24 protein-coding genes, 1 pseudogene and 1 riboswitch are annotated in these 26,321 nt (G+C 42.4%); of the genes and pseudogenes, 15 read left to right on the top strand and 10 right to left on the bottom strand.

The window, feature by feature from the left end:
• The first annotated feature begins 53 nt into the window (after positions 1-53).
• Positions 54-518: a MarR family winged helix-turn-helix transcriptional regulator gene (locus AU387_RS13785; protein WP_081638289.1), complete on the top strand. Its 465-nt coding sequence runs from the start codon at positions 54-56 to the stop codon at positions 516-518.
• An 18-nt stretch (positions 519-536) separates the two neighbouring features.
• Here the strand turns inward: AU387_RS13785 and AU387_RS13780 are convergent, their stop codons facing one another.
• Positions 537-1,658 carry an MGDG synthase family glycosyltransferase gene (locus AU387_RS13780; protein ID WP_044156162.1) on the bottom strand — a complete coding sequence of 374 codons (1,122 nt, stop codon included), beginning with the start codon at positions 1,656-1,658 and terminating at the stop codon, positions 537-539.
• A 92-nt stretch (positions 1,659-1,750) separates the two neighbouring features.
• On the opposite strand from AU387_RS13780, the gene AU387_RS13775 reads away from it, so the two are divergent.
• Complete coding sequence (locus tag AU387_RS13775; protein ID WP_024121139.1) at positions 1,751-2,302, top strand: YkoP family protein; 552 nt, start codon at positions 1,751-1,753, stop codon at positions 2,300-2,302.
• Between the two features lie 22 nt (positions 2,303-2,324).
• On the opposite strand, the gene AU387_RS13770 is transcribed toward AU387_RS13775, so the two are convergent.
• Entirely contained in the window at positions 2,325-3,098 is a 774-nt protein-coding gene (locus AU387_RS13770; RefSeq protein ID WP_371411779.1) for a metallophosphoesterase, read from the bottom strand.
• A gap of 238 nt (positions 3,099-3,336) precedes the next feature.
• On the opposite strand from AU387_RS13770, the pseudogene AU387_RS13765 reads away from it, so the two are divergent.
• Positions 3,337-5,029 (top strand): annotated as a pseudogene (locus AU387_RS13765) (DUF6044 family protein).
• Between the two features lie 12 nt (positions 5,030-5,041).
• The gene (locus AU387_RS13760; RefSeq protein ID WP_059292906.1) at positions 5,042-6,055 is read left to right on the top strand and encodes a glycosyltransferase family 2 protein; all 1,014 of its coding nucleotides are present in this window, start codon (positions 5,042-5,044) and stop codon (positions 6,053-6,055) included.
• A gap of 27 nt (positions 6,056-6,082) precedes the next feature.
• Here AU387_RS13760 and AU387_RS13755 read toward each other — a convergent pair whose 3' ends face one another.
• The 3 genes from AU387_RS13755 to AU387_RS13745 form a co-directional block, all read right to left on the bottom strand.
• Positions 6,083-7,918, bottom strand: coding sequence for a DNA ligase D (locus tag AU387_RS13755; RefSeq protein WP_059335907.1), 1,836 nt, complete (start codon positions 7,916-7,918; stop codon positions 6,083-6,085).
• A gap of 3 nt (positions 7,919-7,921) precedes the next feature.
• Entirely contained in the window at positions 7,922-8,806 is an 885-nt protein-coding gene (ku, locus tag AU387_RS13750) for a non-homologous end joining protein Ku (protein WP_059292904.1), read from the bottom strand.
• Positions 8,807-8,895: 89 nt separating this feature from the next.
• The gene (locus tag AU387_RS13745; protein WP_059335906.1) at positions 8,896-11,298 is read right to left on the bottom strand and encodes an EAL domain-containing protein; all 2,403 of its coding nucleotides are present in this window, start codon (positions 11,296-11,298) and stop codon (positions 8,896-8,898) included.
• 189 nt (positions 11,299-11,487) lie between these two features.
• Between AU387_RS13745 and AU387_RS13740 the strand changes: the two genes are divergently transcribed.
• The 4 genes from AU387_RS13740 (at position 11,488) to AU387_RS13725 (ending at position 15,356) form a co-directional block, all read left to right on the top strand.
• On the top strand, positions 11,488-12,156 hold the full coding sequence (locus AU387_RS13740) for a DedA family protein (protein ID WP_059335905.1): 669 nt from the start codon (positions 11,488-11,490) through the stop codon (positions 12,154-12,156).
• A gap of 256 nt (positions 12,157-12,412) precedes the next feature.
• Positions 12,413-13,207 (top strand): TerC family protein, encoded by a 795-nt coding sequence (locus AU387_RS13735; protein WP_044156151.1) that lies wholly within the window; start codon positions 12,413-12,415, stop codon positions 13,205-13,207.
• A gap of 263 nt (positions 13,208-13,470) precedes the next feature.
• Positions 13,471-14,226, top strand: coding sequence for an RNA polymerase sigma factor SigI (gene sigI / locus AU387_RS13730; protein ID WP_044156149.1), 756 nt, complete (start codon positions 13,471-13,473; stop codon positions 14,224-14,226).
• Positions 14,223-15,356 carry an anti-sigma factor domain-containing protein gene (locus tag AU387_RS13725; RefSeq protein ID WP_059335904.1) on the top strand — a complete coding sequence of 378 codons (1,134 nt, stop codon included), beginning with the start codon at positions 14,223-14,225 and terminating at the stop codon, positions 15,354-15,356. Before sigI ends, AU387_RS13725 begins: the two co-directional genes overlap by 4 nt.
• A 10-nt stretch (positions 15,357-15,366) precedes the next feature.
• Here the strand turns inward: AU387_RS13725 and sspD are convergent, their stop codons facing one another.
• Together sspD and AU387_RS13715 are read right to left on the bottom strand one after the other, a co-directional pair.
• On the bottom strand, positions 15,367-15,561 hold the full coding sequence (sspD, locus tag AU387_RS13720; RefSeq protein WP_059335903.1) for an acid-soluble spore protein SspD: 195 nt from the start codon (positions 15,559-15,561) through the stop codon (positions 15,367-15,369).
• 134 nt (positions 15,562-15,695) lie between these two features.
• A complete protein-coding gene (locus AU387_RS13715; RefSeq protein WP_059335902.1) occupies positions 15,696-16,397 on the bottom strand; it encodes a DUF1836 domain-containing protein in 702 nt (233 codons plus the stop codon).
• 171 nt (positions 16,398-16,568) lie between these two features.
• Between AU387_RS13715 and htpX the strand changes: the two genes are divergently transcribed.
• The 4 genes from htpX (at position 16,569) to AU387_RS20670 (ending at position 19,460) form a co-directional block, all read left to right on the top strand.
• Positions 16,569-17,465 carry a protease HtpX gene (gene htpX / locus AU387_RS13710; protein ID WP_059335901.1) on the top strand — a complete coding sequence of 299 codons (897 nt, stop codon included), beginning with the start codon at positions 16,569-16,571 and terminating at the stop codon, positions 17,463-17,465.
• A 172-nt stretch (positions 17,466-17,637) separates the two neighbouring features.
• Positions 17,638-18,987, top strand: coding sequence for a Ktr system potassium transporter KtrD (ktrD, locus tag AU387_RS13705; RefSeq protein WP_044156144.1), 1,350 nt, complete (start codon positions 17,638-17,640; stop codon positions 18,985-18,987).
• 144 nt (positions 18,988-19,131) lie between these two features.
• Positions 19,132-19,287: a hypothetical protein gene (locus AU387_RS20675; RefSeq protein WP_010333992.1), complete on the top strand. Its 156-nt coding sequence runs from the start codon at positions 19,132-19,134 to the stop codon at positions 19,285-19,287.
• Positions 19,288-19,289: 2 nt separating this feature from the next.
• Positions 19,290-19,460 carry a hypothetical protein gene (locus AU387_RS20670; RefSeq protein WP_024121154.1) on the top strand — a complete coding sequence of 57 codons (171 nt, stop codon included), beginning with the start codon at positions 19,290-19,292 and terminating at the stop codon, positions 19,458-19,460.
• 41 nt (positions 19,461-19,501) lie between these two features.
• Here the strand turns inward: AU387_RS20670 and AU387_RS13700 are convergent, their stop codons facing one another.
• A complete protein-coding gene (locus AU387_RS13700; protein ID WP_044156141.1) occupies positions 19,502-20,524 on the bottom strand; it encodes an acyltransferase family protein in 1,023 nt (340 codons plus the stop codon).
• 253 nt (positions 20,525-20,777) lie between these two features.
• Here AU387_RS13700 and AU387_RS13695 point away from each other — a divergent pair, with 253 nt between their 5' ends.
• The 3 genes from AU387_RS13695 to AU387_RS21635 all read left to right on the top strand — a co-directional run bounded on the left by AU387_RS13695 (position 20,778) and on the right by AU387_RS21635 (position 23,703).
• Positions 20,778-22,994 (top strand): PAS domain-containing sensor histidine kinase, encoded by a 2,217-nt coding sequence (locus tag AU387_RS13695; protein WP_059335900.1) that lies wholly within the window; start codon positions 20,778-20,780, stop codon positions 22,992-22,994.
• A complete protein-coding gene (locus AU387_RS13690; RefSeq protein WP_059335899.1) occupies positions 22,991-23,488 on the top strand; it encodes a methylated-DNA--[protein]-cysteine S-methyltransferase in 498 nt (165 codons plus the stop codon). The genes AU387_RS13695 and AU387_RS13690 overlap by 4 nt, the downstream gene beginning before the upstream one ends.
• 89 nt (positions 23,489-23,577) lie before the next feature.
• Complete coding sequence (locus AU387_RS21635) at positions 23,578-23,703, top strand: hypothetical protein (protein WP_024121158.1); 126 nt, start codon at positions 23,578-23,580, stop codon at positions 23,701-23,703.
• Positions 23,704-23,738: 35 nt separating this feature from the next.
• Here AU387_RS21635 and mtnA read toward each other — a convergent pair whose 3' ends face one another.
• The gene (gene mtnA / locus AU387_RS13685; protein WP_044156138.1) at positions 23,739-24,800 is read right to left on the bottom strand and encodes an S-methyl-5-thioribose-1-phosphate isomerase; all 1,062 of its coding nucleotides are present in this window, start codon (positions 24,798-24,800) and stop codon (positions 23,739-23,741) included.
• 7 nt (positions 24,801-24,807) lie between these two features.
• Complete coding sequence (gene mtnK / locus AU387_RS13680; protein ID WP_059335898.1) at positions 24,808-26,001, bottom strand: S-methyl-5-thioribose kinase; 1,194 nt, start codon at positions 25,999-26,001, stop codon at positions 24,808-24,810.
• Between the two features lie 104 nt (positions 26,002-26,105).
• Positions 26,106-26,260: riboswitch (SAM riboswitch) on the bottom strand.
• Positions 26,261-26,321 lie beyond the last annotated feature (61 nt).

Raw genomic sequence — 26,321 nt, 5'->3', positions numbered from 1 at the left:
ATATGTAAGGGTTTTCATTATTTTTTTATAAAAATTCTATATACGGGGTAGATATGATGAGATTATCGTTTAACGAAGAAGAAGTTGAGCGTGCGATGAATTTGTACAGAGTTTTTGCAAGGGCTTTCAAAAGTGTGTCTGAACACAGCATCCGTGACAGCAAAGAGCACGGCTTTAATCCCACAGAATTTGCCGTACTGGAACTTTTGTATACGAGAGGCCCGCAAAAATTACAGCAAATTGGGTCGCGGCTTCTGCTTGTAAGCGGAAACGTCACATATGTCATTGACAAGCTAGAAAGAAACGGGTTTTTAGTCAGGGAGCAGGACCCGAAAGATAAACGCTCCGTTTACGCGCATCTCACGGATAAAGGGAATGAGTATTTGGATAAAATTTATCCAATTCATGCGCTCCGTATAGCGAGAGCGTTTTCAGGCCTTTCGTCTGATGAGCAGGACCAGCTGATCCTCCTGCTGAAGAAAGCAGGTATTCACAGCCAGCATTTACTGTTTCGTTAGTTATTCCACACTCTCTTTTCAGGAGGGTGTTTTTTTATGTTCACATTCATCTAATATCCTTTTTAAAACCTCCCCAATCTCCCGGTCGCACATTTGGCCAAGATACTCCCTGACCTGCTTCTCTGCTGCTGCCCGTTCATTCGATTGAAAAAATGCTGAAATACGCTCTTCTGTCCGCTTCATATCCCAGTTTCTTATATCTGTGACAAGCTGCCGTTCTTTTAACAGGTTCAAATTCATTTCCTCCTGGCCCGGCAGCGCATGATAGATAAATACCGGAAGCCTTTTCTTTAAGCATTCACTGATGGTTACGCCTCCTGGCTTTGTCATGACGCCTGAGGCTTGTGCGTACAGACGGTTCATTTCTGCTTTGCTGTGAAGGTATGGGATCGCCTCGATAAAAGGATGTTGTAAACTTTTGACATAGCGGTAGAGCTTTTCGTTTCTGCCGCATAATATTTTGTATAAGATGTTTCCGCCTGGCGACAGCCCCTGGACCAGCTTGAAAATACCTCCGACTCCCATACTGCCGCCTGTGATCATGACGGTATAAGGCGGACGATGCTGACAGGTGTCTGCGGTTCCTGCTTCATAAGCCCGGTGAACGGGAATGCCGGTTAAAAATATTTTTTCCTGGTTGATTCCTTCGGTCATGAGCTGCTTCTTGATATCCATGATCGGGACAAAGTGGTAGTCAATGTTTTTCCGCCCCCATACCTGATTTACAAAAAAATCCGTATATACATTTACAATGGTCATGTTTGGATATTCCGGTTTCAGCCGGTTTAGCAGGTAAGAAGGCAGGGCGTGTGTGCAGAAGGCGATATCAGGCTGTTTTTCTTTGAGAATCTGTCTCATGCTTTGCATAAACAGCCATTCATACATGGCATAGCGTTTGACATTTTTACACTCTCCGCAAGCGAGAAGCTTGTATATTCCGCTGTACGTTTTCGGGAAATATTGAATCCATTTTAAATAAGCTGAGGAGGACAGTTGTTCTAAGCGTTTATACGTATGTGAAAAGATATCAATTTTTTCTGAATGCAGCCCTTTAGATTCCAGATCAGCCTTCAGGGTATCAGCGACATGATGATGCCCGGTGGAAATGCTTAAAAAAGGAAAAATGAGAATGTTTGTCATGTCTGTCCTCCTTAAAAATATGGCAACTATATTTTGGGGAGAATCATCACAAAATATAAGGGTGTTTTTTTGATGATAAGGAAGGTGAAGAGATGAAAACCTGTTTCCTTTCCATTTGGAGAGTGATTGACCCGATTTATTTCTTTTTTTCGAGGCTGACTTTGATTGAAGATGAGCGAAAATGCGTCTTTCGAGTCAGACTGACTAAATACAAAGGGCATCATGTCGTGCTGAGTGACGGAACGCATATAAGAAAAAACGATGTGCTCGTTAAAATCCATCTGCACAACATCAAGCTGATCAGGGAGCTGCAAAGCATTGAAAGCGCGGTCAGAAAAGGAATCATTATTTATCAAAAAGTATATCAATCAATGCCGATGCTGCTGGAGTATATCAACAATCATAAAAAAAGCGAAAAAATCAAAGGGATCATTGGCATTACAATGCTTGATAAAGGGGTAGAAAGGCTCGGCTTTGACGTGGTAACCCCGGTCAATCCTTTTTACAGATCCTTTAAAAAGATCACCCATATGCCGATTTTATATTTAACGTCAAAGCCAGTGAGCTTGCGAAATCTGCCGAATTCATCCTATTTGTTTATCTCGAAAGAAAAGCTTCAGCATACCTATCAAAAAAAAGACTGATGCCATGGTCAGCACAGTCTTTTTAAATTTGATGGAAAGTCACTTCGGGGCGGCTTCCTACACGGATATTAATGCCAGTTTGTCCTAAACCTTCACTGATATAAAACGGTTTATCGTGATGATAATGAAGGCCTTTAATCATATTCATCCGTACAAGCTTGCCCATTTTCACCAAATGATACGGCTTTGGCCAGTGGATTTGCCCTCCGTGAAAATGGCCTGATAACAGGTAGTCAAAATGAATATCCTGCATCTCTAAAATAATGTTTGGATCATGTGTCAGTACAAGGTGATAGCCATTCTGAAGATCTTTATAAGAATTTGTGATTTTACTGCGATTCGTACTGTAATCGTCAATTCCGATAATATTAACAGGCCCTGCATCAGTATTGATGTGAACATGTTCATTTTGCAGCGTAATGCAGCCGTTTTCCTCCAGCACTCGCTTTAATCTTTGAAAGTCCTTTTCTTTTAATACATAATCATGATTGCCAAACACCGCGTACATGCCATACGCAGGCTTCAGTTGTTGCAGTGCCTGCAAGTAGCCGGCAAGCTTTGGAATATTTCGTTTCCGGTCAAGAAAATCTCCGGTCAGCGCAATGAGGTCTACAGGTTGATTATTTGTTAAACGATACAGCTCATCAGGCGATACAGAAATGTTTTCTAAATGAAGATCCGATAAATGAAGGATATTCAGTTTTTTTCTTGCTGGAAGGCCGTCTTGCTGATCAATTGAAATCGTGTTGACCTTCACATCTTTTGTGTTGCGGTTTGCTTTATATATAAATGGCATAACAGCCAGTATGACCAATGAAAGTAAGATGAACACATGTATCCCCTCCCTTCTACCAGTATAGTAAGTGATGCAGCCTTATGGATAGCGGGAATTAATGGGTTGAAGACCAGTTTGAAAAATGCAGAAAGGATTGTCATTTGATGAATGTTTTAGAAGGGAAAAGGGATAATAAATTTTGACAGGTGAGGCAGATCATGCCCGAAAGAAGTCAGAATAACAGGTGGATGTGTTAGGGATGTTACGATTAAGACAACACAAAAAAGAAACATATTATCTTTTGATGGCTTTATTTCTCCTTTTGCTGTATGTCTCCCCGCTTTTTATTTTGAAGGAAGACGCCCATATTCGCGTACACGATAATTTGGATTCCAATATCGCTTGGTACAAGGTACTGGCCGACAGCGGAGAAATCATCGGCAAAGTTGATGCGGCCATTCCGCAAATCATTAACGGACTGCCACGGGATGCGTTCGGCACTGAGTGGAGCGGAATTGTTTGGCTGCACGCGTTGTTTTCTTCTATGACCGCCTATGCGGTAAGCCAGACCATTACGAGAGTTGTCGCTTTCTTCGGAATGTATGTGCTGCTGAAGAAACATGTGATTCCGGAGCAGAAAGCGGCATTGATCCGAATTGGCGTATCGCTCGCATTTGCTTTAACGCCTTTTTGGCCTTCTGGAATGCTGAGCACGCTTGGATACCCTTTGGCGCTGTGGGCTTTTTTGAATATCCGAAAAGGGGATATCTCATGGAGAGAATGGCTGACGCTCGGTTTGCTGCCGTTGTATTCAAGCTTTGTATTAGGCTTCTTCTTTTTCTTGGCTGGGATGGCATGCTTCTGGCTGTATGATGTCATCACAAAAAGAAAATGGAATTTTATTTTCTTAGGCAGCATCGCTTTTATGACAAGTATTTATCTGTTTGTCGAGTACCGGCTTGTCTATTCGATGTTGATTTCACACGCGCCGATGCACCGGATTGAATTTATTTCATCAAGGCATGATGTTTGGCACTCTCTGCGTTTGTCCGTCAAAAACTTTGTCTACGGACATAACCATGTCATGACAGTTCATACCGTTGTGATTCTTCCAATCTTATTACTCGTCTTTTTTGCTGTGCTGTTCAAACGAAATCGGACAAGGGAAGAAAACGTTTATCTTTTTTCTCTGCGTGCTGAATTATGCGCTGTCGCTGTGGTATGCGTTTTGGTTCAACAAAATATGGGCTGTTCCAAAGCAGAAATTTGCATTTTTAGCTGAATTTAATTTTGCCCGTTTTCATTTTTTGCGCCCGCTGGTGATTTACATGAGTTTTGCGCTCGCTTTGTACCTCATCTGGCGGATGGGGAAAAAGTGGCGATGGCTTGTATATGCGGCAGTTACTGCGCAGCTGATGGTCCTGGCGCCTTTTAATGAGGAGTATACGTATGGCGTTCACTACAACGCGCCGACGTTTCGTGAATTTTACGCATCTGACCAATTTAAAGAGATTAAGGAGTATATCGGGCGCCCGCAAGATTCGTACAGGGTGGCGAGTATCGGTCTGCATCCGTCTATTGCTCAATACAACGGTTTTTACACCTTAGATACATATAACAACCTGTACCCGCTCTCATATAAATATGAATTTAGAAAAATCATTGAAAAAGAGCTGGAAAAAAACGCCCAATTGAAACGATACTTTGATGAATGGGGGAGCCGCTGCTATCTGTTCGTCGATGAGCTTGGCAAACGATATGACTTTAAAAAGAATTCGAAGAAAACAATCAATCATCTTGAATTAAATACAGATGTGTTTCAACAAATGGGCGGACAATATATTTTTTCTTCGGTTCCCATCATGAACGCTGACCAAAACCACCTGGCGCTCGTGAAAACATTTGACCATAAAGATTCCGCCTGGCGCATTTATTTATACGAAACAAAATAAGGAGGATATCGATTGAAACAGCCACAGCCAGTGTTAACCATCGTCGTTCCGTGTTTCAATGAAGAGGAAGTATTTAAAGAGACAAGCCGTCAGCTTACGGAGGTTGTAAACAGCTTAATGGAAGAAAAAATGATATCCGAAGACAGTAAAATTTTATTTGTTGATGACGGCAGCAAAGACCGCACCTGGTCTTTGATTGCCATGGAAAGTGTGAAAAACAAGAAGGTAACCGGATTAAAATTAGCCTGCAATGTCGGACATCAAAAAGCGCTTTTAGCAGGTCTGCATAAAGCAAAGCAAAAATCAGACTGCGTGATTTCGATTGATGCCGATCTGCAGGATGATATCTCTGTTATCAAGGATTTTATGATGAAATATCACGATGGTTTTGAAATCGTGTACGGCGTGCGCCGTAGCCGGAAAACCGATACCTTTTTTAAGCGCACGACCGCTATAGCGTTTTACCGGCTCATGAATAAGCTTGGGATTAAGTTAATTTACAATCATGCCGATTTTCGCTTAATGAATAAACGGGCGCTTGAAGAACTCGCGCGCTATCCGGAAGCCAATTTGTTTTTAAGGGGCATCGTTCCTATGATCGGCTTCAGGTCAGCTGAAGTCTTGTATGACCGCAAAGAACGTTTTGCCGGAAAAACGAAATATCCGCTGAAAAAAATGCTTTCATTCGCATTTAACGGAATCACATCCTTCAGTGTGGCCCCGATTCGCTTTTTTACGCTTTTGGGTTTTCTATTATTTTTGGTAAGCGCCATGGCGGGGATTGGCGCAGTCATTCAAAAAATGCTCGGCCACACAAATGCGGGCTGGGCGTCTCTCATCATCTCTATTTGGTTTCTGGGCGGATTGCAGCTCATGGGAATCGGGATTATCGGCGAATATATCGGAACGATTTTCTCTGAAGTGAAAAGACGGCCGAAATATGCGGTAGATATCGATTTGTATAATGAACCCTTGAGCCCGCTGCAGCGCCAGGAAAGTGAGCGTTTGGAGAAAAAATACAGTTGAAACAACAAAAAGAGCTGACCGGATAAGTCAGCTCTTTTTCTTCAGCTGATTCAAAATAGCGGCAAGAGGTTCATCCTGCGGATTGCGGTAAAAATCATAAAACGGGCATCCGTGTTTCTTGACCCGGTCAACGACGGTATTGATTGTATACATCGCCGGTGTCAAAGATGGCTGCACCTCGTGCCAATACAGCGGCGCTGCTACGGTGCCAAGCTCGTTTCCCCTGGTGGAATAGGGGCAGATAATCGTTTTTCCTTCAGCATGCTGCAAATAATCGAGATACAATTTTCCATGCCTGTTTTTGATCAGGCGTTCGGTTGTAAATAGGTCTGGAAATGCATTGGTACAATATTCGGCAATCAGCTGTGTAAATTGGCGTGTGTCCTCGTACGTAAATGCTTCTGGTGACAAGGGTATGTAAAGCTGAATCCCCTTGTTGCCGGAAAGCTTCGGATACGATGTGATGCCGAAGGATTCAAAGAGCCGTTTGAGTTCATTTGCTGCCTGAACAGCCATCAGAAAGTCATCTCGGGACGGGGGATCTAAATCAATGACAATCTCTGCCGGCCTTCTGCTTGTAATCGTTTGAAAAGGAACATGAAACTCCAAAGCGAGCTGATTGGCAAGCCACAATAAGGTGGACAGGTCCTTACAGACAACATGTTCATGGCTACCGTCAAAAAAGGATTGGACAAAGTCCGGTGTATAATCCGGCTTATTTTTTTGGAAAAAGGATTCGCCCCTTGATCCGTGCGGATAGCGAATAACTGTGACAGCACGGTCTTTGAGAAACGGGAACAGGTAGTCGCTGATTTCAATCATATACTGGATGAAATCTTCTTTTGTTTTTTTATGCTTTTCAAATATGATTTTATCCAGGCTTGTAAACTGCAGTTTTGGATGTACCGGCTTTGAGCGGCGCACAAGCTGTGCAAAGGTGCAGTCGGTCCAGTCCATTTGAAATTGAAATTCGACAAACGAAACCTCTCGTAGCGTGCCTTGTAAAATCGTTAAGTACTGGACAGTAGCGCAGATCGATGGTTCGAGCGTATATTCACCTGATGCTGTTTTATGTCCGTGCTGTTCCATAATCGATCGTATTGCATTTTTTTCTTCCTCGCTCATCCCATGTGATACAGAGGCGACAGGCGTCATTACACTGTTTTTTAACACAGAAACCGTCAGAAATCCATTGTGAGGATTAAATCCAGTGATACAAACATCGGCATGTTTAAAGTTTTTATATTTCAGCCAATCAGATGACCGTTTTTTTTCGAGCCATTTGCTGTTGATTTTTTTCGCTACAATTCCTTCTCCGTCATACTTTATTACCTTCTCCCAAATCGGATCGAGGTGCTGGTAGGAGGGGATATACTGAATGGTTTCCTTTGCATAAGGATTTGGCTCAGCCGGGAGCTTTGCAGCAGACATCAGCTCATGCAGCGATGTTTTTCGGTCAATATAGGAATAAGTCGATACATCTTGTCCGCTTCGTTCCAAAAGATCAAATGCGAGAAAACAGCAAGGCCGAGAGTTTGCGGATTCCTGTATCTTCTCCGGCCTTTTCAAACGTCCCCGCACTTGCATATGTTCAAAATCTGAACGGAATGGATTCGCCAAAAACACGATTTCTCCGTCAAGTGTTAACGGAAGTTCCTTTTCTATATGCTGAAAAGCAGTTTCGGCAAAGTTGGTAATTTCAGGGAAGGTGCTGTTAAGCTCTAAGCCATTTCTGCTCGTTAATGTCACGCCTGACGGATGAATGCGGAGAATACAGCGAAACCCGTCATATTTTACTTCGTAACGCCATTCCGCTCCTTTTGGAGGTGACGCAGTAAGGACGGGCTGCATGGTAAACGCCATTGGTTATGATGTGCCGGAGACTTTTTTTCTAGTGGTTTTCTGCTTTTTTTCTCCGGCTCCTTTCGGTTCTCCGCCTTCGGCTGGTGCTGCCGCTGGTTTTTCCCGATTCGGCCTTTTGGTTCGATCGATGCTGGCTTGAAGTGCGCTGACCAGGTCGATCACATCCTCACGAGGAGGCGCTTTGTCAGGAGTGACGGCTGTTTCTTTATTTTCCAGCTTATCATTGACTCTTTGCAGCAAGGCTTTTCGATATGTGTCCTCATATTGTTCCGGCTGAAATTCAGTTGTTAGCTCATCTATCAGTGTAATGGCGGTCTGCAATTCTTTATCATTTACACTTGATTGATCAGGCACTCCGGGTACGTGGGCAGCACTACGGACCTCATCGGGATAATGAATGGATTCCATTACGATGCAATTTTCATATACGCGGAGAATGGCAAGCTGCTGTTTCGACCTGATCGTCATATTGGCGATCCCGATCTTTCCGGTGGACCGAAGCGCCTCGCGAAGAAGAGTATAGGCTTTCGTGCCGTTATCTCCGGGTCCGACAAAGTAGGAGCGGTTAAAATATATCGGGTCAATTTCCTGCAGCTGAACAAAATCGACAATTTCAACCGCTTTCTCTTCATGCTCCTGCTTTAAGCTTTTTAAATCTTCATCAGTCAGCACGACATATTTTCCTTTTACGTATTCATATCCCTTCACAATTTCGTCAGGACTGAGCGTTTTTTCGCAGTTGGTACACATTTTTTCATATTTAATTGGCGCATGATCTTCTTTATGAAGGCTTCGCAGTTTGATGTCTTTGTCTTCTGTGGCGGCATAAAGCTTGATGGGGATATTCACCAAACCGAAGCTGATGGATCCCTTCCACATTGTATGCATATCGATGAACCCCTTTTTTTCATTATTGTGGAGATGAGAGGGGTGATTCATGTGTAGTAACTTATGGGTATAAAAAACAGCCGGCGCTGTTAACGCGGCGGCTGGTTCAATATCAAGTGTTCAAGCTGTTCGGGCGGTATTGGCCTGCTGAAAAAGAAGCCCTGTAAATGGTCACAGCCTTTTTCGTCAAGCAGCTGTTTTTGTCCGGAGTTTTCCACGCCTTCGGCAATGACTTGTAAAGACAGCTGATGACCCATGGCAATAATGGCGCCTGTAATTTGTTCTGATTTCGGGTGTGTCTGAATATCGTCGATGAATGATTTATCGATTTTCAGCCTGTGGATCGGAAAGTCCTTTAAATAGCTTAGAGAACTATGCCCCGTGCCAAAATCGTCAATGCTGATCCTGATGCCTAATTTGGTTAAAGAAGATAGAACCTTTTTGGAGTGGTCAAGATTATCCATAGTCATGCTTTCTGTTACTTCAACTTCAAGAAGGCGAGGGGGAAGCATGTATTTAGAAAGTGTATTCTTGATGAGCGGAATCAGTTCCTCCGATTGAAACTGTCTGGCGGAAATATTAATGGCGACAGAAAGATCAAATCCTTTGTCGTGCCACACTTTTGCCTGCCTGCACGCCTCATCAATAATCCACTTTCCAATATCAATAATAAGGCCGGTTTCTTCGGCAACACCGATGAATTCTCCAGGCGGACGCAGATTGCCATCAGGAGTGACAAGGCGTATGAGCGCTTCAGCACCTGTCATTTTTTGATCTCTTGTACTGAATTGCGGCTGATAGCGCAAGACAAATCTTTTGTTATCAATCGCTTCCCTCAGCTCCATTTCTTGATTAAGCTTGACGGTTTCTTTATTGCCGATTGAGAAAGAGTAGTATCTGTATTTGCTTTTGTTTCGCTCTTTGGCCGCATACATTGCCATATCTGCTTTTTTCATCAATTCAGGGCCGTCTGTTCCGTCTTTAGGAGAAATCGCAATTCCGATGCTGACGGATGTAATAAGGGTGTGTTCCTGAATTTTAAATGGCTTTTTGAATTGCTGAATGATTTTTTTAGCCAAAGTATCGGCTTCCCCCGTTCCGGTATTGGCGTCAGTCAAAATAATAATGAATTCGTCACCCCCAAGCCGTGCGATAAATCCATTATCCGGTATAACGGATGAAAGCCGTTTAGCCGCGAGCTGGAGCAGCTGATCGCCGACATTATGGCCTAATGCGTCATTTATCACTTTAAACCGGTTCAAATCTAAGAAAAATACCACGGTGTTATAATCCAAGGCATGCTCGCGATTCAAGACCTTTGATAAATGGGAGATCGCATGTCTTCTGTTGGGTAAATCTGTAAGTGAGTCGTAATGAGCCATTCTATGGATTTTTTTTTCGGCTCTGTACTGTTTTGTCACATCTTTACAGATGACATATATGCTGTCCAGTTCTTGGTTCACCTCAACAGGGATAAACGTAATATTTAAATGAAACTGGCCTTTGTCCGTCATGAGATTGGTATCACTGTTAATGGCTTGTTTTTCGCCTTTGACCTGCTTAAAAAGCGCATTGATTTTTGGCGACATATAATGATTCCAATTTTGATGGTGTAGGCCGAAATTATTCATCATATCCTCACCGGCATGATTAGAAGAAATAATATCTCCTTTTAATGACAGGATAAAGATCGCATCAATATTATGAATGATTAAAGATTGAAACCGCTGTTCGTTATCCTTCATGCGTTCATTTTGTTTCATGAATTTTCGATCAGCATGAGAACTGAATAATAATAACGTTTGCATACAGAAGACGATTAAGGCAATCAGAATAGACCAATCGAATGTATGGACTTCCATATGATGGTCGGGAGGTGCAACATCTTCATAAAATGTAGCGGCCATCATTCCTGTATAATGCATTCCCGATATGCCAATTCCCATTATTAAGGCACTGATTATTTTATAAATCAGCAAATGGTCTGCAGGTTTTTTCATGGACAAGTCAAAGAAAATCTTTAGTGAGACGAAAGATGCTCCAATGGCAATGACAATGGATAATGTAAAAAGCAGCGGTTCATACATCATCATTACCCGGGAAATGGAAGACATTCCGATATAATGCATAGATGAAATCGATGCACCCAGCACCACCGATCCTGTAAGCAGTCTGTAAAAGGTTAGGATATAACGGCTGACGATATATAAAGAAACAAATGATCCAGAAACAGCAGCTGCAATCGAGGCCACTAAAGGCGTCAGTTCATAATGCATCGGCATCTCCGTATGAACAGCCATCATGCCGATAAAATGCATGGACCAAATCCCAAAGCCCATAATGATAGAGCCTGCAATCAGCCACACCTTGCTTTTTAATCCTGTATGAATGGTGACTTTTCTTGAAAGTTCAAGGGAGGTGAACGATGCTGCACAAGCAATAAGAATAGATAAACATATGAGTGTTGTATTATACGTTGCGTGTAATTCCATATGGAGGTTCCCCCGTGTGTTCCAGTCTTGTTGACTCTCCTTAATATCGGCTGTCAGCTAAAGAATTTCAGTCTATATGCCTGGAGAAATTGTCAGAAAACCGCTTGAAATGAAGATTCTCTGTTTTTAGTTCTGCTGACCGTCAAAAATATGTTAAAATCATTTTGATGTTTTGAGTGAAAAACAAAAATGTGTATACATAGATCAGGGAAAAGGGAAGTGAAGATGATCGAAGAATTGGTTATGTCCTGGATAGAAGCATTTAAAAGCTTATCTTATTTCGGAATTTTTCTGGCGCTCTGTATTGAATTTATTCCGGCCGAAATTGTCCTTCCGCTTGCTGGGTATTGGGTATCGAAAGGTGACATGACGCTTGCCGGCGCTGTTCTGGCAGGATCATTAGGAGGAGTCGCCGGTCCGCTCACCCTGTATTGGATCGGGCGTTATGGAGGCAGGCCGTTTCTTGAACGTTTCGGAAAGTACCTCTTTATAAAGCCTGAGGCTCTTGACAAATCGGATGAATTTTTTAAAAAACATGGCGGTTTTGTCGCTTTCAGCGGCCGCTTCCTGCCGGGGATCCGCACACTGATTTCCATACCATGCGGCATCGCAAAAATGAATGTCTGGGTGTTTTCTCTTTACACGTTTATCGCCATGCTTCCGATCACATTTGTTTATGTATATCTCGGTGTGAAGCTCGGAGAAAATTGGAAAGACGTTGGCTCTATTCTAGACCAATATATGCTTCCGATCGGGATCGCCATTTTGATCTTGTTTGTTCTTTATTTACTGATAAAGAAGAGGAAAAAACGAATTCAGTCTGAACATTTTTCAGTTTTTTTAAAAAATAAGCGTTGACAAATAAGCTCTCTCCGCATATCATTGACATATAATATGATATTTCTTGAAATCCCAAAGGGGAGTAGCGTCCGGAATGTTCCGGAAACAAAGTCGTCATTTCATGGATAGTAATATCCATCGGCTTTGTTGGCATGCCTGAATTCATGTCTAGCAAGACCTTTGCCTTATGTCGGCAAAGGTCTTTTTTGCATGTCCGGCCGGCATAAGATCGGATGAAGAGAAAGAAAACAACTTTTTTGGGAGGGTATCATTTATGGATGCAGCATTATTATTGGAGTATGGTTGGGTTCTTCTCGTCTTGATCGGGCTGGAAGGTATTTTAGCCGCCGATAACGCTTTAGTGATGGCGGTTATGGTAAAACATCTGCCGGAGGAGCAAAGAAAGAAGGCATTGTTTTACGGGCTGGCAGGCGCCTTTGTTCTGCGATTTGGCTCTTTATTCGCTATTTCCTTTTTGGTGAACGTATGGCAGGTTCAAGCCATTGGCGCGATCTACTTGCTGTATATTGCAGCAAGCCACTTGCTCAAAAGATATGTATTTAAGAAAGAAGACAATCATAAGGTGACGAAGCAAAGCGGGTTTTGGCCGACTGTATTAAAGGTTGAGCTGGCAGATATCGCTTTTGCTGTTGATTCCATCTTAGCGGCCGTCGCTCTGGCGGTTACGCTGCCGGGAACTTCACTTCCAAAGATCGGCGGACTTGATGGAGGACAATTCTTCGTTATTTTGGCCGGAGGCATTATCGGACTGGTGATTATGCGGTTTGCGGCATCGATGTTTGTTAAGCTTTTAAAGGAACGTCCAAGCCTAGAAACAGCAGCATTTGTTATTGTCGGATGGGTCGGGGTAAAGCTTGCTTTATATACACTCGCACATGATGACATCGCTATAGTGTCCTCGCACTTTATCCACTCAGGGACATGGAAGCTGATTTTCTGGGGTGTCTTAGCGGCGATCGCAGTTTGCGGCTGGTTTATGTCAGGCTCAAAAAAACAGGCGGAAGACGCACAAAACGAACAAAATGACAGAAGCCAAGAAAGGGCTTAATCATAAAGACTCTGCTGAAAAGCAGAGTCTTTTCATGTTTGAAGCGTTTTCACAGACGAAATAAAATAACATTTTTATAACAGCTTTGTTACAAAAACCTCTTTTAAAACCCCCAAAATTCTCATTAAAGGCACGAAATCCTGTATAGTACGTGAGAATGGATTGTCATAATTGAGACATTGGAAATCAATATTTCTTTTTCTCCTTTGCGATTCCCTATCAAATTAGCTATCATTAATGAGTAGTTATAGGGAGGAACTGAGGTGAAACCAGTGCTTAGCCTTTTGTTTAAATTGGGAAAAAAGAAGCAAACGCTTGAAAAATCTGTTGAAAGCATACAAAAAGGCAATAAAGATCTGCAAAACGAGTTGATACAGCAATATAAGCCATTTATCGCAAAGACGGTTTCATCCGTTTGTAAACGATATATAGATGAAAAAGACGATGAGTTCAGCATCGGACTGATTGCATTTAACGAAGCTATTGAAAAGTACTCACCTGAAAAAGGAAATTCGCTGCTCGCATTCGCAGAGCTTATTATAAAAAGAAAAGTCATTGATTACATTAGAAAAGAAGCAAGAACCGCTCAAAATATTAATATGGATTTACAGGAGGGTGACGATCAGGAATCCTCACAAAGCCTGATTGAAGCCGAGCTTTCTATTGATGAATACCGCCGCCAGATAGAACAGGAACAGAGGCGGGAGGAAATTCTGTACTTTCAAAAGCAGCTCAAAGACTACGGTCTTTCATTTCAAGAGCTGCTTGAACATTCTCCAAAGCATGCGGACGCAAGGCAAAACGCCATAAAGGTGGCGCTCACCCTTGTCGAGCATGAAGAATTAGCTGCGATTCTTTATACGAAGAAACAGCTTCCTGTTAAACAGCTCGAACAGCTCGTTTCAGTAAGCAGAAAAACGATTGAGCGAAACAGAAAATATATCATTGCAATGTGCATTATCATTACCGGTGATTATATTTATTTAAAAGATTATCTTAAAGGGGTGCTGCACTCATGAGAAGAGGGATCATAGTAGAGAAAAATAAAAAATTCGTCACGTTGCTGACCCCTGACGGACAATTTTTAAAAGCAAAAAATGATCGCCAAACATATGAAATCGGAGAAGAAATCATGCTTCCGAGTGAGACACGCATGGGCAGAAGGGCCAGCTTTTTTGATGTTTTAAGACTGCGCCCTTTCAAAATGGGGATTTTTTCGATGACTGCTATTATGCTTTTTATTTTTATTATCCTCCCCGTTTTCTCTAATGACAAGGCCTATGCGTATATGACAATAGATATCAATCCAAGCTTCGAAATGGCGTTAAACAGCGATTACGAAGTGATCGAACTGACGCCCTTAAATGATGACGGCAAGAAGGTTATCAGTGACATCGATGATTGGGAGGAGACTGATTTTAAAAAGGTGATAGACGATATTATTACGGATTGCAGCGAGCATGGATATGTAAAGGAATCGAAAGAAATATTGATTTCCACTGTTTATGAAAATACGGATGACGATACATATAAATCAGGAGTAAAAAAACAGCTTAATGATGTAACGGAAAAATATAAAACGACATACCGCATGGAATCTCTCGAAACAGATATGAAAACGAGAGAAAAAGCAAAAAAGGAAGGCGTATCAACAGGCAGCTACATAAAATCAAATGAAAAGAATAACATGAAAGATCCAAACGAAGATTCTCAAAAATCCGGGGAAGAGGATCAAAAAAATACCGGCAGCGAGGAAGAAAACACGGATCAGACAGACGATCAGGACAGCAAACAAGGAGAAAATGAACAGCTGGATGATACAGATTCACAGAAAGAAGATACAACTGACACGCAGAATGATGATAGTGAACAGAATAAAGATGTAAAGGAATCGGATGAAAACACGAAAGTTGAAAAAGATGGGGATACTGAGCAAACCCCTACACAAGTTCCTCAAGATAACGGAAATGAAGAAGACAATGGTGACCAGAATAGCAAAAATCGCAAAAATTGGAATAACGGTGAAAAAGGAAAGGATCATTCCTCATCTAATCGGGATAATGCTTCTTACCACCGTAATCCAAATGGCTACAGCAGTAATAATGAATCAGCTCAAACAGAAGATTCGCCGAGTGCCCCCGGCGAATAGAGTCCTGAGTTTATTTATTTGTGCCATTTAGCTGTGATTGTGCCTGCTGAACCAGACGTTTTGTCATTTCCCCGCCTATAGAGCCGTTAGCGCGTGAAACTGTATCAGAACCAAGGTTCACACCGAATTCTTGAGCCACTTCAAGTTTAAATTGGTCTAGTGCCTGCTCCACCCCTGGAACAACGAGTTTATTTCTGCTCGCCATCTTTTTTCATCTCCTTTTTCTATTAAGAAATTCTTAACGCGTATTTAGTTTGAAATGTACGGGGTTTATTTATGCTGGCAATTGTTGTGGGGGAATAAGAAACCCCCCGGCGATTTGCCGGGGGTACATCCTGATTACAGTATGTCAGCGGTCATTTTGTTCGCGGTCGCCTGAATATGGAACGTCAAAATGGAGAGAACTGTAATGGCAATAATCTGCCTGATTTTGACCCATTGGGTGCCACTCAGCTCTTCAAAATGGTGACGAAGAAGGTTTGTTTCCTGTTCGACAATCTGCTGGAGATTTGATTCCTTCATGGGAGGAGTATCTTGGTGATAAATGGCATGCAGCACATGCGCGCAGCTTTCATAGTACGCTAACGGGCTGATGACATCATCAGATCTGTCTGAGATGGTGTTAAAAGCAACTTTTAAGATAGCTCGTATGTGTTCAAAGTCATAAATGGATTTTAGGTCACGTACAATTAAAAGAATCACTGCCTGTTCAACTGAATACTTTTTACCCAGCTCAGGATGGCCAATGAGATCTTTGATATCGCGTTTCACCCAATTTTGAATCGCGGTTGACTTTAACGAAGTCAGCTCGCATAAATTGCCAAGCTCAACGATTTCGTTGGTTGAAAGGCCGTATTCTTTTTTCTGTTTTTTTCGTTCATATCTTGTAAGAAATTCTGGAATTTGAAGATGGCTTGCAGCTTCTTCCGCTGACATATTCGCCGATTTAACGAGGATGTCGAGCGGGCTCATGTCTCCCAGGCCTTTAAGGGAATAGAGCAGCCGTACCATCTCCATTCGAGTGAGTTTAAAAATATTCATTGTTCACCTCTTCAAGACAATTTGACGCGGATATAATCTCTATGTATAAATGCACTATTAAAGCGTCAGTAATACATTAACATCATACGTCTAAATCCTTGCATTTTCAAACAGATGTTTTATAATTTAAATATACAGGTTCATTTGATCTTAAAAATAACGGAGGTTATTATGGCGAAAAGAATTTTTCTGTTTATTTTAACGAATATTTTGGTGCTTACAACGATCGGCATTGTTTTATCTGTCATAAGCTCTGTCACTGGAGTTGGGACGTACTTTACAGCTGATGGCGGTATAGATCCTATTGCGCTTCTTGTATTCAGTTTAGTCGTCGGTTTTGTCGGTTCCTTTATGTCTCTTGCGATGTCCAGATGGATGGCAAAAACAATGATGGGCGTCAGAGTGCTGAATCCGGAGAAACATACACTTAGCTATGAAGAGAAGCAATTGGTTGACCGTGTTTATAGATTAAGCCGCTCTGCCGGCTTAACGAAGATGCCGGAGGTCGGAATTTACCGCTCATCCGAAGTGAACGCGTTTGCGACCGGCCCTTCAAAACGCCGCTCTCTTGTCGCTGTGTCGTCAGGCCTGCTTGACCAAATGGATGACGCTGCGGTTGAAGGCGTGCTTGCCCATGAGGTCGCTCATATTGCAAATGGTGATATGGTGACAATGACGCTTTTACAAGGTATTGTGAATACCTTTGTCGTCTTTTTATCACGGATCGCTGCATGGATCGCGAGCCGCTTTGTTAAGGAAGATCTTGCTCCGATTGTTCATTTTATCGCAATGATTGTGTTTCAGATTGTCTTTTCAATTCTCGGAAGCCTCGTTGTTTTTGCGTATTCACGCCACCGTGAATTCCATGCTGACCGGGGAGGAGCGGATCTTGCCGGCAAGGATAAGATGATTCATGCTCTTCGAACGCTTAAGGGCTATTCTTCCCGCATCATGGAAGAAGATCAGTCAGCTGTCCAAACACTAAAGATTAATGGCAAGAAGCGGTCATCGCTTTTCTCTACTCACCCTGATTTAGATGAAAGAATCAGACGATTAGAAGCTAAATAAAATAAAAACATCCTTCCTCTGAGAACCCTCAGAGGTTTTTTTCTGTTTCACTTTGACTAAAATAATAAAAAAATATGCAAGTTAAGAAAATGTTTCGCAAAAGCCTTTAAAAATGGATCTAATATCTTTAGAATAATTACCGTACTTTAAAAGAGAGGCAGAAGGATTTCACATGAGATTAAAGCTTGGAAAATTGATACAGGCATTATCTCCGGCCCAGCTGATTGCATTATATTACTTTCTCGCAGTAACTGTGGCCCTGATATTGCTGAGCCTGCCGGCTGCCCATAAGCAGGGAGCGGATTGGACTTTTATTGACGCGCTTTTTACGGCTGTCAGTTCAGTCAGCGTCACGGGGCTGACAGTTGTGGATACAGCTGATACATTCAGCACTACAGGCATTTTTATTTTGGCATTTGTTCTGCAATTTGGCGGAATCGGGATTATGACGCTCGGAACGTTTATTTGGCTGATCATGGGAAAAAGAATCGGCCTTAAAGAACGGAAATTGATTATGGTAGACCAAAATCAATCCCAGTTTTCAGGTATTGTCAATTTAATGAAGCAGGTTCTTTTTCTTATATTGTGGATTGAATTTTTTGGAGGAATCATACTTGGCACTTATTTTTTAACCTACTATGATTCCTTTCAGGAAGCTTATTTACACGGGTTTTTTGCAAGTGTCAGCGCAACCACAAATGGCGGGTTTGATATAACAGGAAATTCCATGGTTCCATTCCGCCATGATTATTTTGTGCAGTTTATTACGATGCTTTTGATCATTTTCGGAGCGATCGGCTTTCCGGTGCTTGTCGAAGTAAAGGACTTCTTGTTTTCAAAGCATCGGAGATATCCGTTTACGCTTTTTACAAAAATCACGACCATTATGTTTGGCTCACTCGTAGTGTTTGGCGCCATCGGCATCTATGCGCTGGAAGCAAGCCACTCGTTTGCAGGAAAGGCATGGCATGATATTTTGTTTCTATCCTTGTTTCAATCAACAGCTACCCGAAGCGGCGGGCTTGCAACAATTGATATCAGCCAGCTGTCGGATCCCACGTTGTTTTTTATGTGCGCGCTGATGTTTATCGGTGCGTCACCAAGCTCAGTCGGAGGAGGCATAAGGACAACAACTTTTGCCTTGAATCTGCTTGCGCTGTTTCATTTTGCCCGCGGCAATAAAGCAGTAAAAGTATTCAAACGGGAGCTGCACCCAGCAGATCTGATGAAGTCTCTTGTGGTCACAATGATGGCGATTTTGCTCGTTTTTGGAGCGACACTGATCCTTACAGTGACAGAAAAGCATTCTCTGCTGCAGCTTTTGTTTGAGGTATGTTCGGCCTTTGGAACGACTGGTCTGTCCCTTGGCATTACCGCTGATTTGAGCAACGTAGGAAAATGTGTCATTATGATCGTCATGTTTATCGGGCGGATCGGAATATTGACCTTCCTTTATCTGATCGGCAGAAAAGAAATTGAAGCAAATTACCATTATCCGAAGGAAAGAGTGATTATCGGATAATGAAACACCGCATCTGCGGTGTTTTTTTTATTGCCAAAAAAAAGATGTGTGACCCGGCACCAGTTGGAGAACCTAACATAATCAGCTGCAGTTAATCAGCTGGCCTGCAAATAAAAATTAGAAATACTGGCGAGGAGGATTTCTATGAAACGTAAGGCTGAGGTCAATGAAGCCATAAAAAATAACAATACACCGACTGAGAGTATGGACAGAAATGCATATAAGACTCAATATCACGACGACCCGAATTTCCGAGGGGCCAATCGCAATTCCAAACAAGGTCAGCAAGGAGGCGCGTGATCATGAAAAAGAACCAGCACAGCAAAGACATGCAGAATCATAAAAAGCCGATGAATAAGAAGGTGCTTGAGGAAGAATTCTCAAGTGAGCTTGGGGATTACAACGCCGGGAAAATCATTGAAACCCTTGAAGTAACAAAGCCGAAAAAGAAAAAAGAGAAAAAACAAAAATAAAAAACACCTCTTAGGCGGCATGCCGCTTAAGAGGTGTTAAGCTATTTTAAATAGGCATTTTTGCTGCTTCCTCTGACTAGCTGCAGCAAGCCTGTCATTCTCAGTTCAATGAACGGCTGAGCAACCGTTTTGACGAAATTGCTTGAGAGAATGGAGGTAAGGGCTGCAGTTAAGAGCAGCAGGATGACTAAGTTTTGATAGTCAGTGAGTCCATCCTCAAGCCCGACCTGCCTGAGTGTTTTAATGATAAATCCGTGAAGCAGGTATACGTAAAATGTCCTTGTTCCCCACTTCGTAAAGAAATAGCGTTTTTGCGGAACAAGCGCTAAAAAGCTAAAGGTTGCCGCAAAGGAAAGTACATACCAGCCGATTCGGGAGAGGCCGCTTGCCAAGGTGACATCGCCAAATGATGAGTACGGCTTAGAGCCGAACAGCCATGAATAGTCAAAATCGATGCCCCAGCAGATGACAAATACGGCGGCGAGCACACCGAGCGCAATCTGTTTGCCTCGTTTTGATCTCAGTAAATCAAAGTGATGTTTATTCGAGTAAAATCCGACAAGGAACATCGGCAAGAATACAAATGTCCGGGACAGGCTCAGTGTGCTGCTGACAAAGTCGAGATAGCCGATCAGAACGGCGATGCCGCAGCTGACAAACAGCGCCCAATGCTTAGAAAGCTTTGAAAAAGGATAGAGCAGGATATTCCAGAAAAATAAGCTTACCAGAAACCATAACGACCATTGCGGATCAATCGGATTCACATTTGTCATGCTTTCGTCTTGAATAATGTAATAAAAGACGGAATAGATGCTTTGAAAAATCAAATATGGAATAATCAGCTTGACCGCCAGCTTTTTCACATATCCGGCGCGTTTAAAACCTTTGGCGAAATAACCGGATACAAGAATAAAGGCAGGCATGTGGAACGTGTAAATGAACTTGTAGAGGTAGAGCATAAAATTGTTATCATGAATAAAAGATCGAAGAATATGACCGAAAACAACAAGGAATATCAATAAGAATTTTGCATTGTCAAAATAACTGTCTCGCGATTTACTCATAGCATCACCTTCTCTTTAAATCAGTCACTAAAAGATTATTCCCTGTTGGTATTTATTTTAAAATAAAAGATCAAAAAGGATTTGAAAAAACGTCTGATTGTTAGGACGATGTAAAGTGACGGTAAGGATCGTTGAAAATGTCTTCTTTATGTAATCACGCTGAAATTTTCTGAAATGTATAGGGCGAATGAAGGAAGTTCATGCAATATGTAGAAATATTGAGGGATAGGTTTTGAAGAAGGAGTGTTTACGCATGGAAACTCTCAATGTCGAGACAAATTCAGATCTGAAAGAGGAACTGAAGCGCCTCAAACAAGAAAATGATCGGCTGAAAAAGGAATTACATCAGCATCAAGTGATTGTGAACAATACGCTCGATGCTATTTTTATATGCGATAATGAAATGAAAATCGTGCAGGTAAATGAAGCAACAGCGAGGATGCTTCAAGTAGATGCGGAAGGTTTGAAAAAGCGTTCCGTTTTTGATTTTTTGTTTTCTATTCCAAAGGATGAGCTGGACCTTTCCGTAAAGAAGTTTTTTAAGAAAGGTTTTCTGTGGAAGGAGGTTCCGATCAGGCTGGACAGCGGAGCGACAAAATATATTGAGTTTCTTGCCAAAAGAGGGATTGGCGAGGATTTCTTTTTTGTCGTTATGAGAGACATTTCTTCAAAGAAAATTTTGGAACGGGAATTTTCCATGAATGAACAGCTTTTTAAGGACTTGTTTGACAGAGCTGTCGACGGAATCGTTTTATTTGATAAAGACGGCGGCTTTATTGATGCCAATCTGTCCTTTTGCAAAAGCTTTGAAATCGACCAGAATGAGCTGTCACATTTGTCGCTGTATCAATTCATAGACAGCGGATCGCGAAAAGATTTCGATAACATTTGGCACACGCTCTATCGAAAGGGAAAAGCAAAAGGCGAGCTGCCTGTCAGGCTTCGTTCAGGAGATCAGAAGCTGTTTGAATTTACGATTACGTCTAACATCATCAGCGGTTTTTATATGTCGATTATGCGGGATATCACAGAGAAGAGGTCCATGGAGCTCCAGCTATTTAAAAGTGAGGAGCGCTTCAGAGAAATTTTTGAAAACGCCATGGACGCCATTATCATCTGGTCGAATGACGGCAGAATCGTTAAGGCCAATCAGTCAGCCTGTAAAATTTTTGAGCTGCCGATGAATTTGCTGTTAAAAAGAAAGCTGTGTGATTTTCTCGTAGACTCTCAGCAGAAATACAGCTTGACGAAGAGAAAATATGCAAAATACGGTGAGATTAGAGAAGAGATGCTGTTTCAAATGGGTAACGGGCAGTTCAAAGAGCTTGAATTTACTTCAAAGCGGACTATACTTGAAAACCAGCACTTAACAATTTTAAGAAATGTCAGTGACCGAAAGCGGATGGAAAAGGAGCTTCGGGAAAGCGAGCTCAAATTCAGAAAAGTGTTCAACGGCTCAATGGACGGCAACGTATTATTCGACAATCAGTACCGAATCATCGACGCCAACCCGTTAGCGAGCAATATTTTGGGCCTGCCGCATGAAGAACTGAAAAAACACAGCCTGCTTGATATTATTTCTTCCTATGAAATAGAAAATCTGGCATCGCCCGCAAGGCAGATTAATTTCGATGAAATGGACAATGAGATTCCATTTTTGCTGAGCAGCAATGATAATCGAAAACTAGAATTTTCATTTAAACGAAATATTATTCAAAATATGAACCTGGCTATCTTTAAAGATGTCACAGAGCGAAAAGAACTGGAAGAGCGTCTTCGCAAATCTGATACTCTCCATGTCGTTGGAGAACTCGCTGCCGGCATCGCTCACGAAATCAGAAATCCAATGACAGCTCTTAAAGGCTTCATTCAGCTCCTGAAAGGGAGTGTGGAGGGAGACTATTCACTTTACTTCAACGTCATCACCTCAGAATTAAAGCGCATCGAATCCATCATCACAGAGTTTTTAATTTTAGCCAAGCCCCAGGCTATCATGTATGAGGAAAAACATGTGACACAAATTATGAAAGACACATTAGACCTTCTTAACGCGCAAGCCAATCTCAGCAACGTACAAATGCATCTGGATTTAGTCGGCGACATTCCGCCGATATACTGTGAACCGAATCAGCTGAAACAGGTTTTTATCAATATATTAAAGAACGCCATCGAAGTCATGCCTGATGGCGGCAATATTTATGTGACGATCAAAAAAGCTGATCAAGATCATATTCTTATATCTTTGAAAGACGAAGGAGTCGGAATCACAGAGGACAAATTAAAGCGTCTCGGAGAACCGTTTTATACAACAAAGGAACGGGGAACTGGACTCGGGCTTATGGTAAGCTATAAAATTATTGAAGAACATCAAGGCAAAATAATGGTGGAAAGTGAAGAAGGAAAGGGGACTGTTTTTCATCTTACACTTCCCGTCAGGCAGAATTTTGAAGAAAGAAGGTTAGAGGAATGAATTACTATACGACAGCGGAAACGCCGCTCGGGGAGATCGCGATTGCCGAGGAAGAAGGCAGCATCACCCGTCTCTTCCTCAGTAAGGAAGATTTGATGCAGTGGAAAGAATCCGTTGAGAATACGGAGCAGTTGGAGACGGCTTTTTTGGCAGAAGCGAAAAAGCAGCTTCACGAATATTTTGCGGGAGAAAGAAAGATATTCTCACTGCCATTGAGCCAAAAGGGCACGCCTTTTCAGCAAAAAGTATGGGAGGCGCTTGCCATGATTCCGTATGGCGAATCACGAAGCTATGCTGACATTGCCGTAGCGGTCGGAAGTCCGAAAGCGGTGCGCGCTGTCGGACAGGCAAATAAACGAAATGACCTGCCGATATTTGTCCCGTGCCACAGAGTGATCGGCAAAAACAGCACGTTAACAGGGTATGCCGGAAGCAAAACTGACATTAAAGCTTATTTGCTTAGCATCGAGCAAATCTCCTATAAAGAAAAATAAAACATATGGCACGTTCCCTTTTTTCGCCGCCGACATATGATTTTACTAAGTTAAAAAAGTTGGTCTGATGAAAGAGGAGGACAAAGCAATTGAAGCCGAGCCGCTCTGAGAAAATTGCCGTTTTTGCCGAGCTGCTTGTAAAACTGCATATCTTATCCAGCGCTCAAAAAGATGAAATAATCGATATGAATATGAGCAAACAAAAAAACCGCTGACTCGGCCCAATATGAGCAAAGTCTTCAGCGGTTTTTTAATGAACCTTTTCGCCTGTAAACAGCTGTTCAATTTCTTCTTCATAGGAACCGGTCATAATCCCTTTTTCAGTGATGATCCCAGAAATCAGATGGTGTGGTGTAATATCAAAAGCAGGATTAAAGACAGGCACTTCAGCCGGAGCGGTTCGGACGCCGGAAATGTTCCTGACTTCTTCGGGGTCCCGTTCCTCTATTGGGATATCAGCCCCGCTTTTTACTTTTGTGTCAAAAGTAGATAAAGGTGCTGCTACAAAAAACGGAATATCGAAGGCGTTTGCTAAAATAGCAAGTCCGTAAGTGCCAATTTTATTCGCGGTATCTCCGTTCTTTGCAATTCGGTCCGCGCCGACGATGACGGCAGAAATTTGTTTTTCTTTCATTGTATGGGCTGCCATGCTGTCCGTAATCAGAGTGACGTCAATACCGCCCTGCATCAGTTCCCAAGCCGTAAGCCGTGAACCTTGAAGAACCGGTCTGGTTTCACAAGCATAAATATGAAGCCCCAAATCCTTTTGTTTCGCCAAATAAAACGGGGCAAGCGCGGTTCCATAGCGGCTTGTCGCGATAGAACCGGCATTGCAGATTGTCATAATCTTGTCGCCTTTTTTGAAAAGCTGAAGCGCGTTTTGGCCGATCATACGGCACGTTTCTTCATCCTCCACTTGAATCTGAATCGCTTCATGGACAAGATTGGTTTTTGCTTCATTTACAGAAATGGCGTTTTGAATTGAATGGCTCAGTCTTTCGAGCGCCCATGATAAATTGATTGCTGTCGGCCTTGAACTGTTCAAATAATTTTTGATGTTATCCAATTCGCAGCGGAATTCCGCCACATCACCAGTTTCGATGTTTTTTGCCGCCAGCGCGAGCCCAAATGCTGCCGTAATCCCGATCGCCGGGGCTCCTCTAACTTTAAGTGAGACAATCGCGTCAAATACTTCTTCTTTCGTTGTCAGCTCCAAATATTCCGTAACATCAGGAAGCTTTTGCTGATCTAAAATCTTAATGGCTGTTTCTTTCCATTCAACCGAACGCGGAACAGCAAATGAATTGGTCATGGGTGAATCATTCCTTTACAAGTAACTTAAAACATTCAATAACATCCGTTATGGTTTTTAATTGTGAACGTTTTTCGATGAAGGCAGCACCGGTTTCCAGCGCCAGCCGTTTTCTTTCGATTCGTTTATCAAACGGTACGATTGTATCCAGATCTGCCACATGAGCAAGACCGATGGTGCGGCGTATCAATTCGCAGCCGGCAAACCCAATGGTCTCTTCAAAAATATGGATGAGCGTATCAGCGAGATAACCGTCGATTTTGGCATACACATCGAGACTGTTTTTCTCCCAGGCTTCACTGAATGTTGTTTGAAACGTGTCCCAAACTTGTTTTACATGTTCATATAATGGCTCTCGATCAGCACCGTCACGGCTGAGTGCATTTAACAATAAGTTGGCGATAAATTGGCCAACATCAAAACCGATTGGCCCGTAAAAAGCGAATTCAGGATCGATCACCTTTGTCTCAAGCTCGCTGGCAAAAATGCTTCCTGTATGCAGATCGCCATGAATCAGCGTTTCGGCAGATGTTAAAAATGACTTTTTGAGCTTAGCCGCTTCAACTTTGATCTTGTCATTTTTCCAAAGCTTTTCAACATATGGACGAAGCTCTTCCTCAAATTCATTTGTATCATGATCAAAGAAAGGATCTGTAAATACGAGTCTTTCGGTAATATCGCAGAGCTCAGGATTTGTAAATTGTTTAACAAGCTGTTTTTTCACCTTAGGTTCAAGTGCGTAATCAGAAGAGTAAAAAAGCGTTTTTCCTAAAAATTCGCCAATGTCTCGTGACAGATTTGGATAATTTTCACCTTCAAGAAGTCCTTTTCTAGCGATCTTCAGATGTGAAAGATCCTCCATGACCGTAACCGCCAATTCAGTATCTGAATAGTAAACTCTCGGTACGAGGTGAGGGACGTGTTCACCCTGGCGGATCAGTGCGCTGCTTTCGATTCTTGCCCGATCGATTGTCAGCGGCCAGCTTTCCCCGACAACTTTTGCATAAGGAACCGCCTGTTTAATGATCAAAGCCCTGTCGTTTTCTTGGTCATAAATATGAAAGACGTAGTTTAAATTTCCGTCGCCGATCTCCTGGCATGTCAGTGTGCTTTTGCTTTGAAATAAGCCGAGTTTCACCGCCAGTGCGACAGCGGAGCTTTCATTTAACGTTTCGTATAAAGGTGTTTTTGTGACTGCCATCGTCATTACCTCCAGTTATGTACTATCTTGTTATGTGTGCCGCGAATGGCCGTAAAAAAGCCTCCTTCTCAGAGAGAAGGAGGCTTAACAATCATGTCCCGCCTCTCTTATCTCTCAGATCAAATCTGATGGAATTAGCACCGTGCCTTACGAGACTTCAGTCTCGGCGCCAAGAAGATGCGCCCCATTTCACAATGGAATTACGGTCGGTTGCTGTTGGGGTCAAAAGGCCAATCCCTCGCCCAACTCTCGATAAGAGAATATATTCACTTGTTAAACAATTCTAATTTATCAGTTGATGAACATAGTAACAGGTGTGT

The organism is Bacillus halotolerans (assembly GCF_001517105.1).
GTDB classification, from domain to species: Bacteria; Bacillota; Bacilli; order Bacillales; family Bacillaceae; genus Bacillus; species Bacillus halotolerans.
This window is presented reverse-complemented; position numbering and strand designations above follow the sequence as displayed.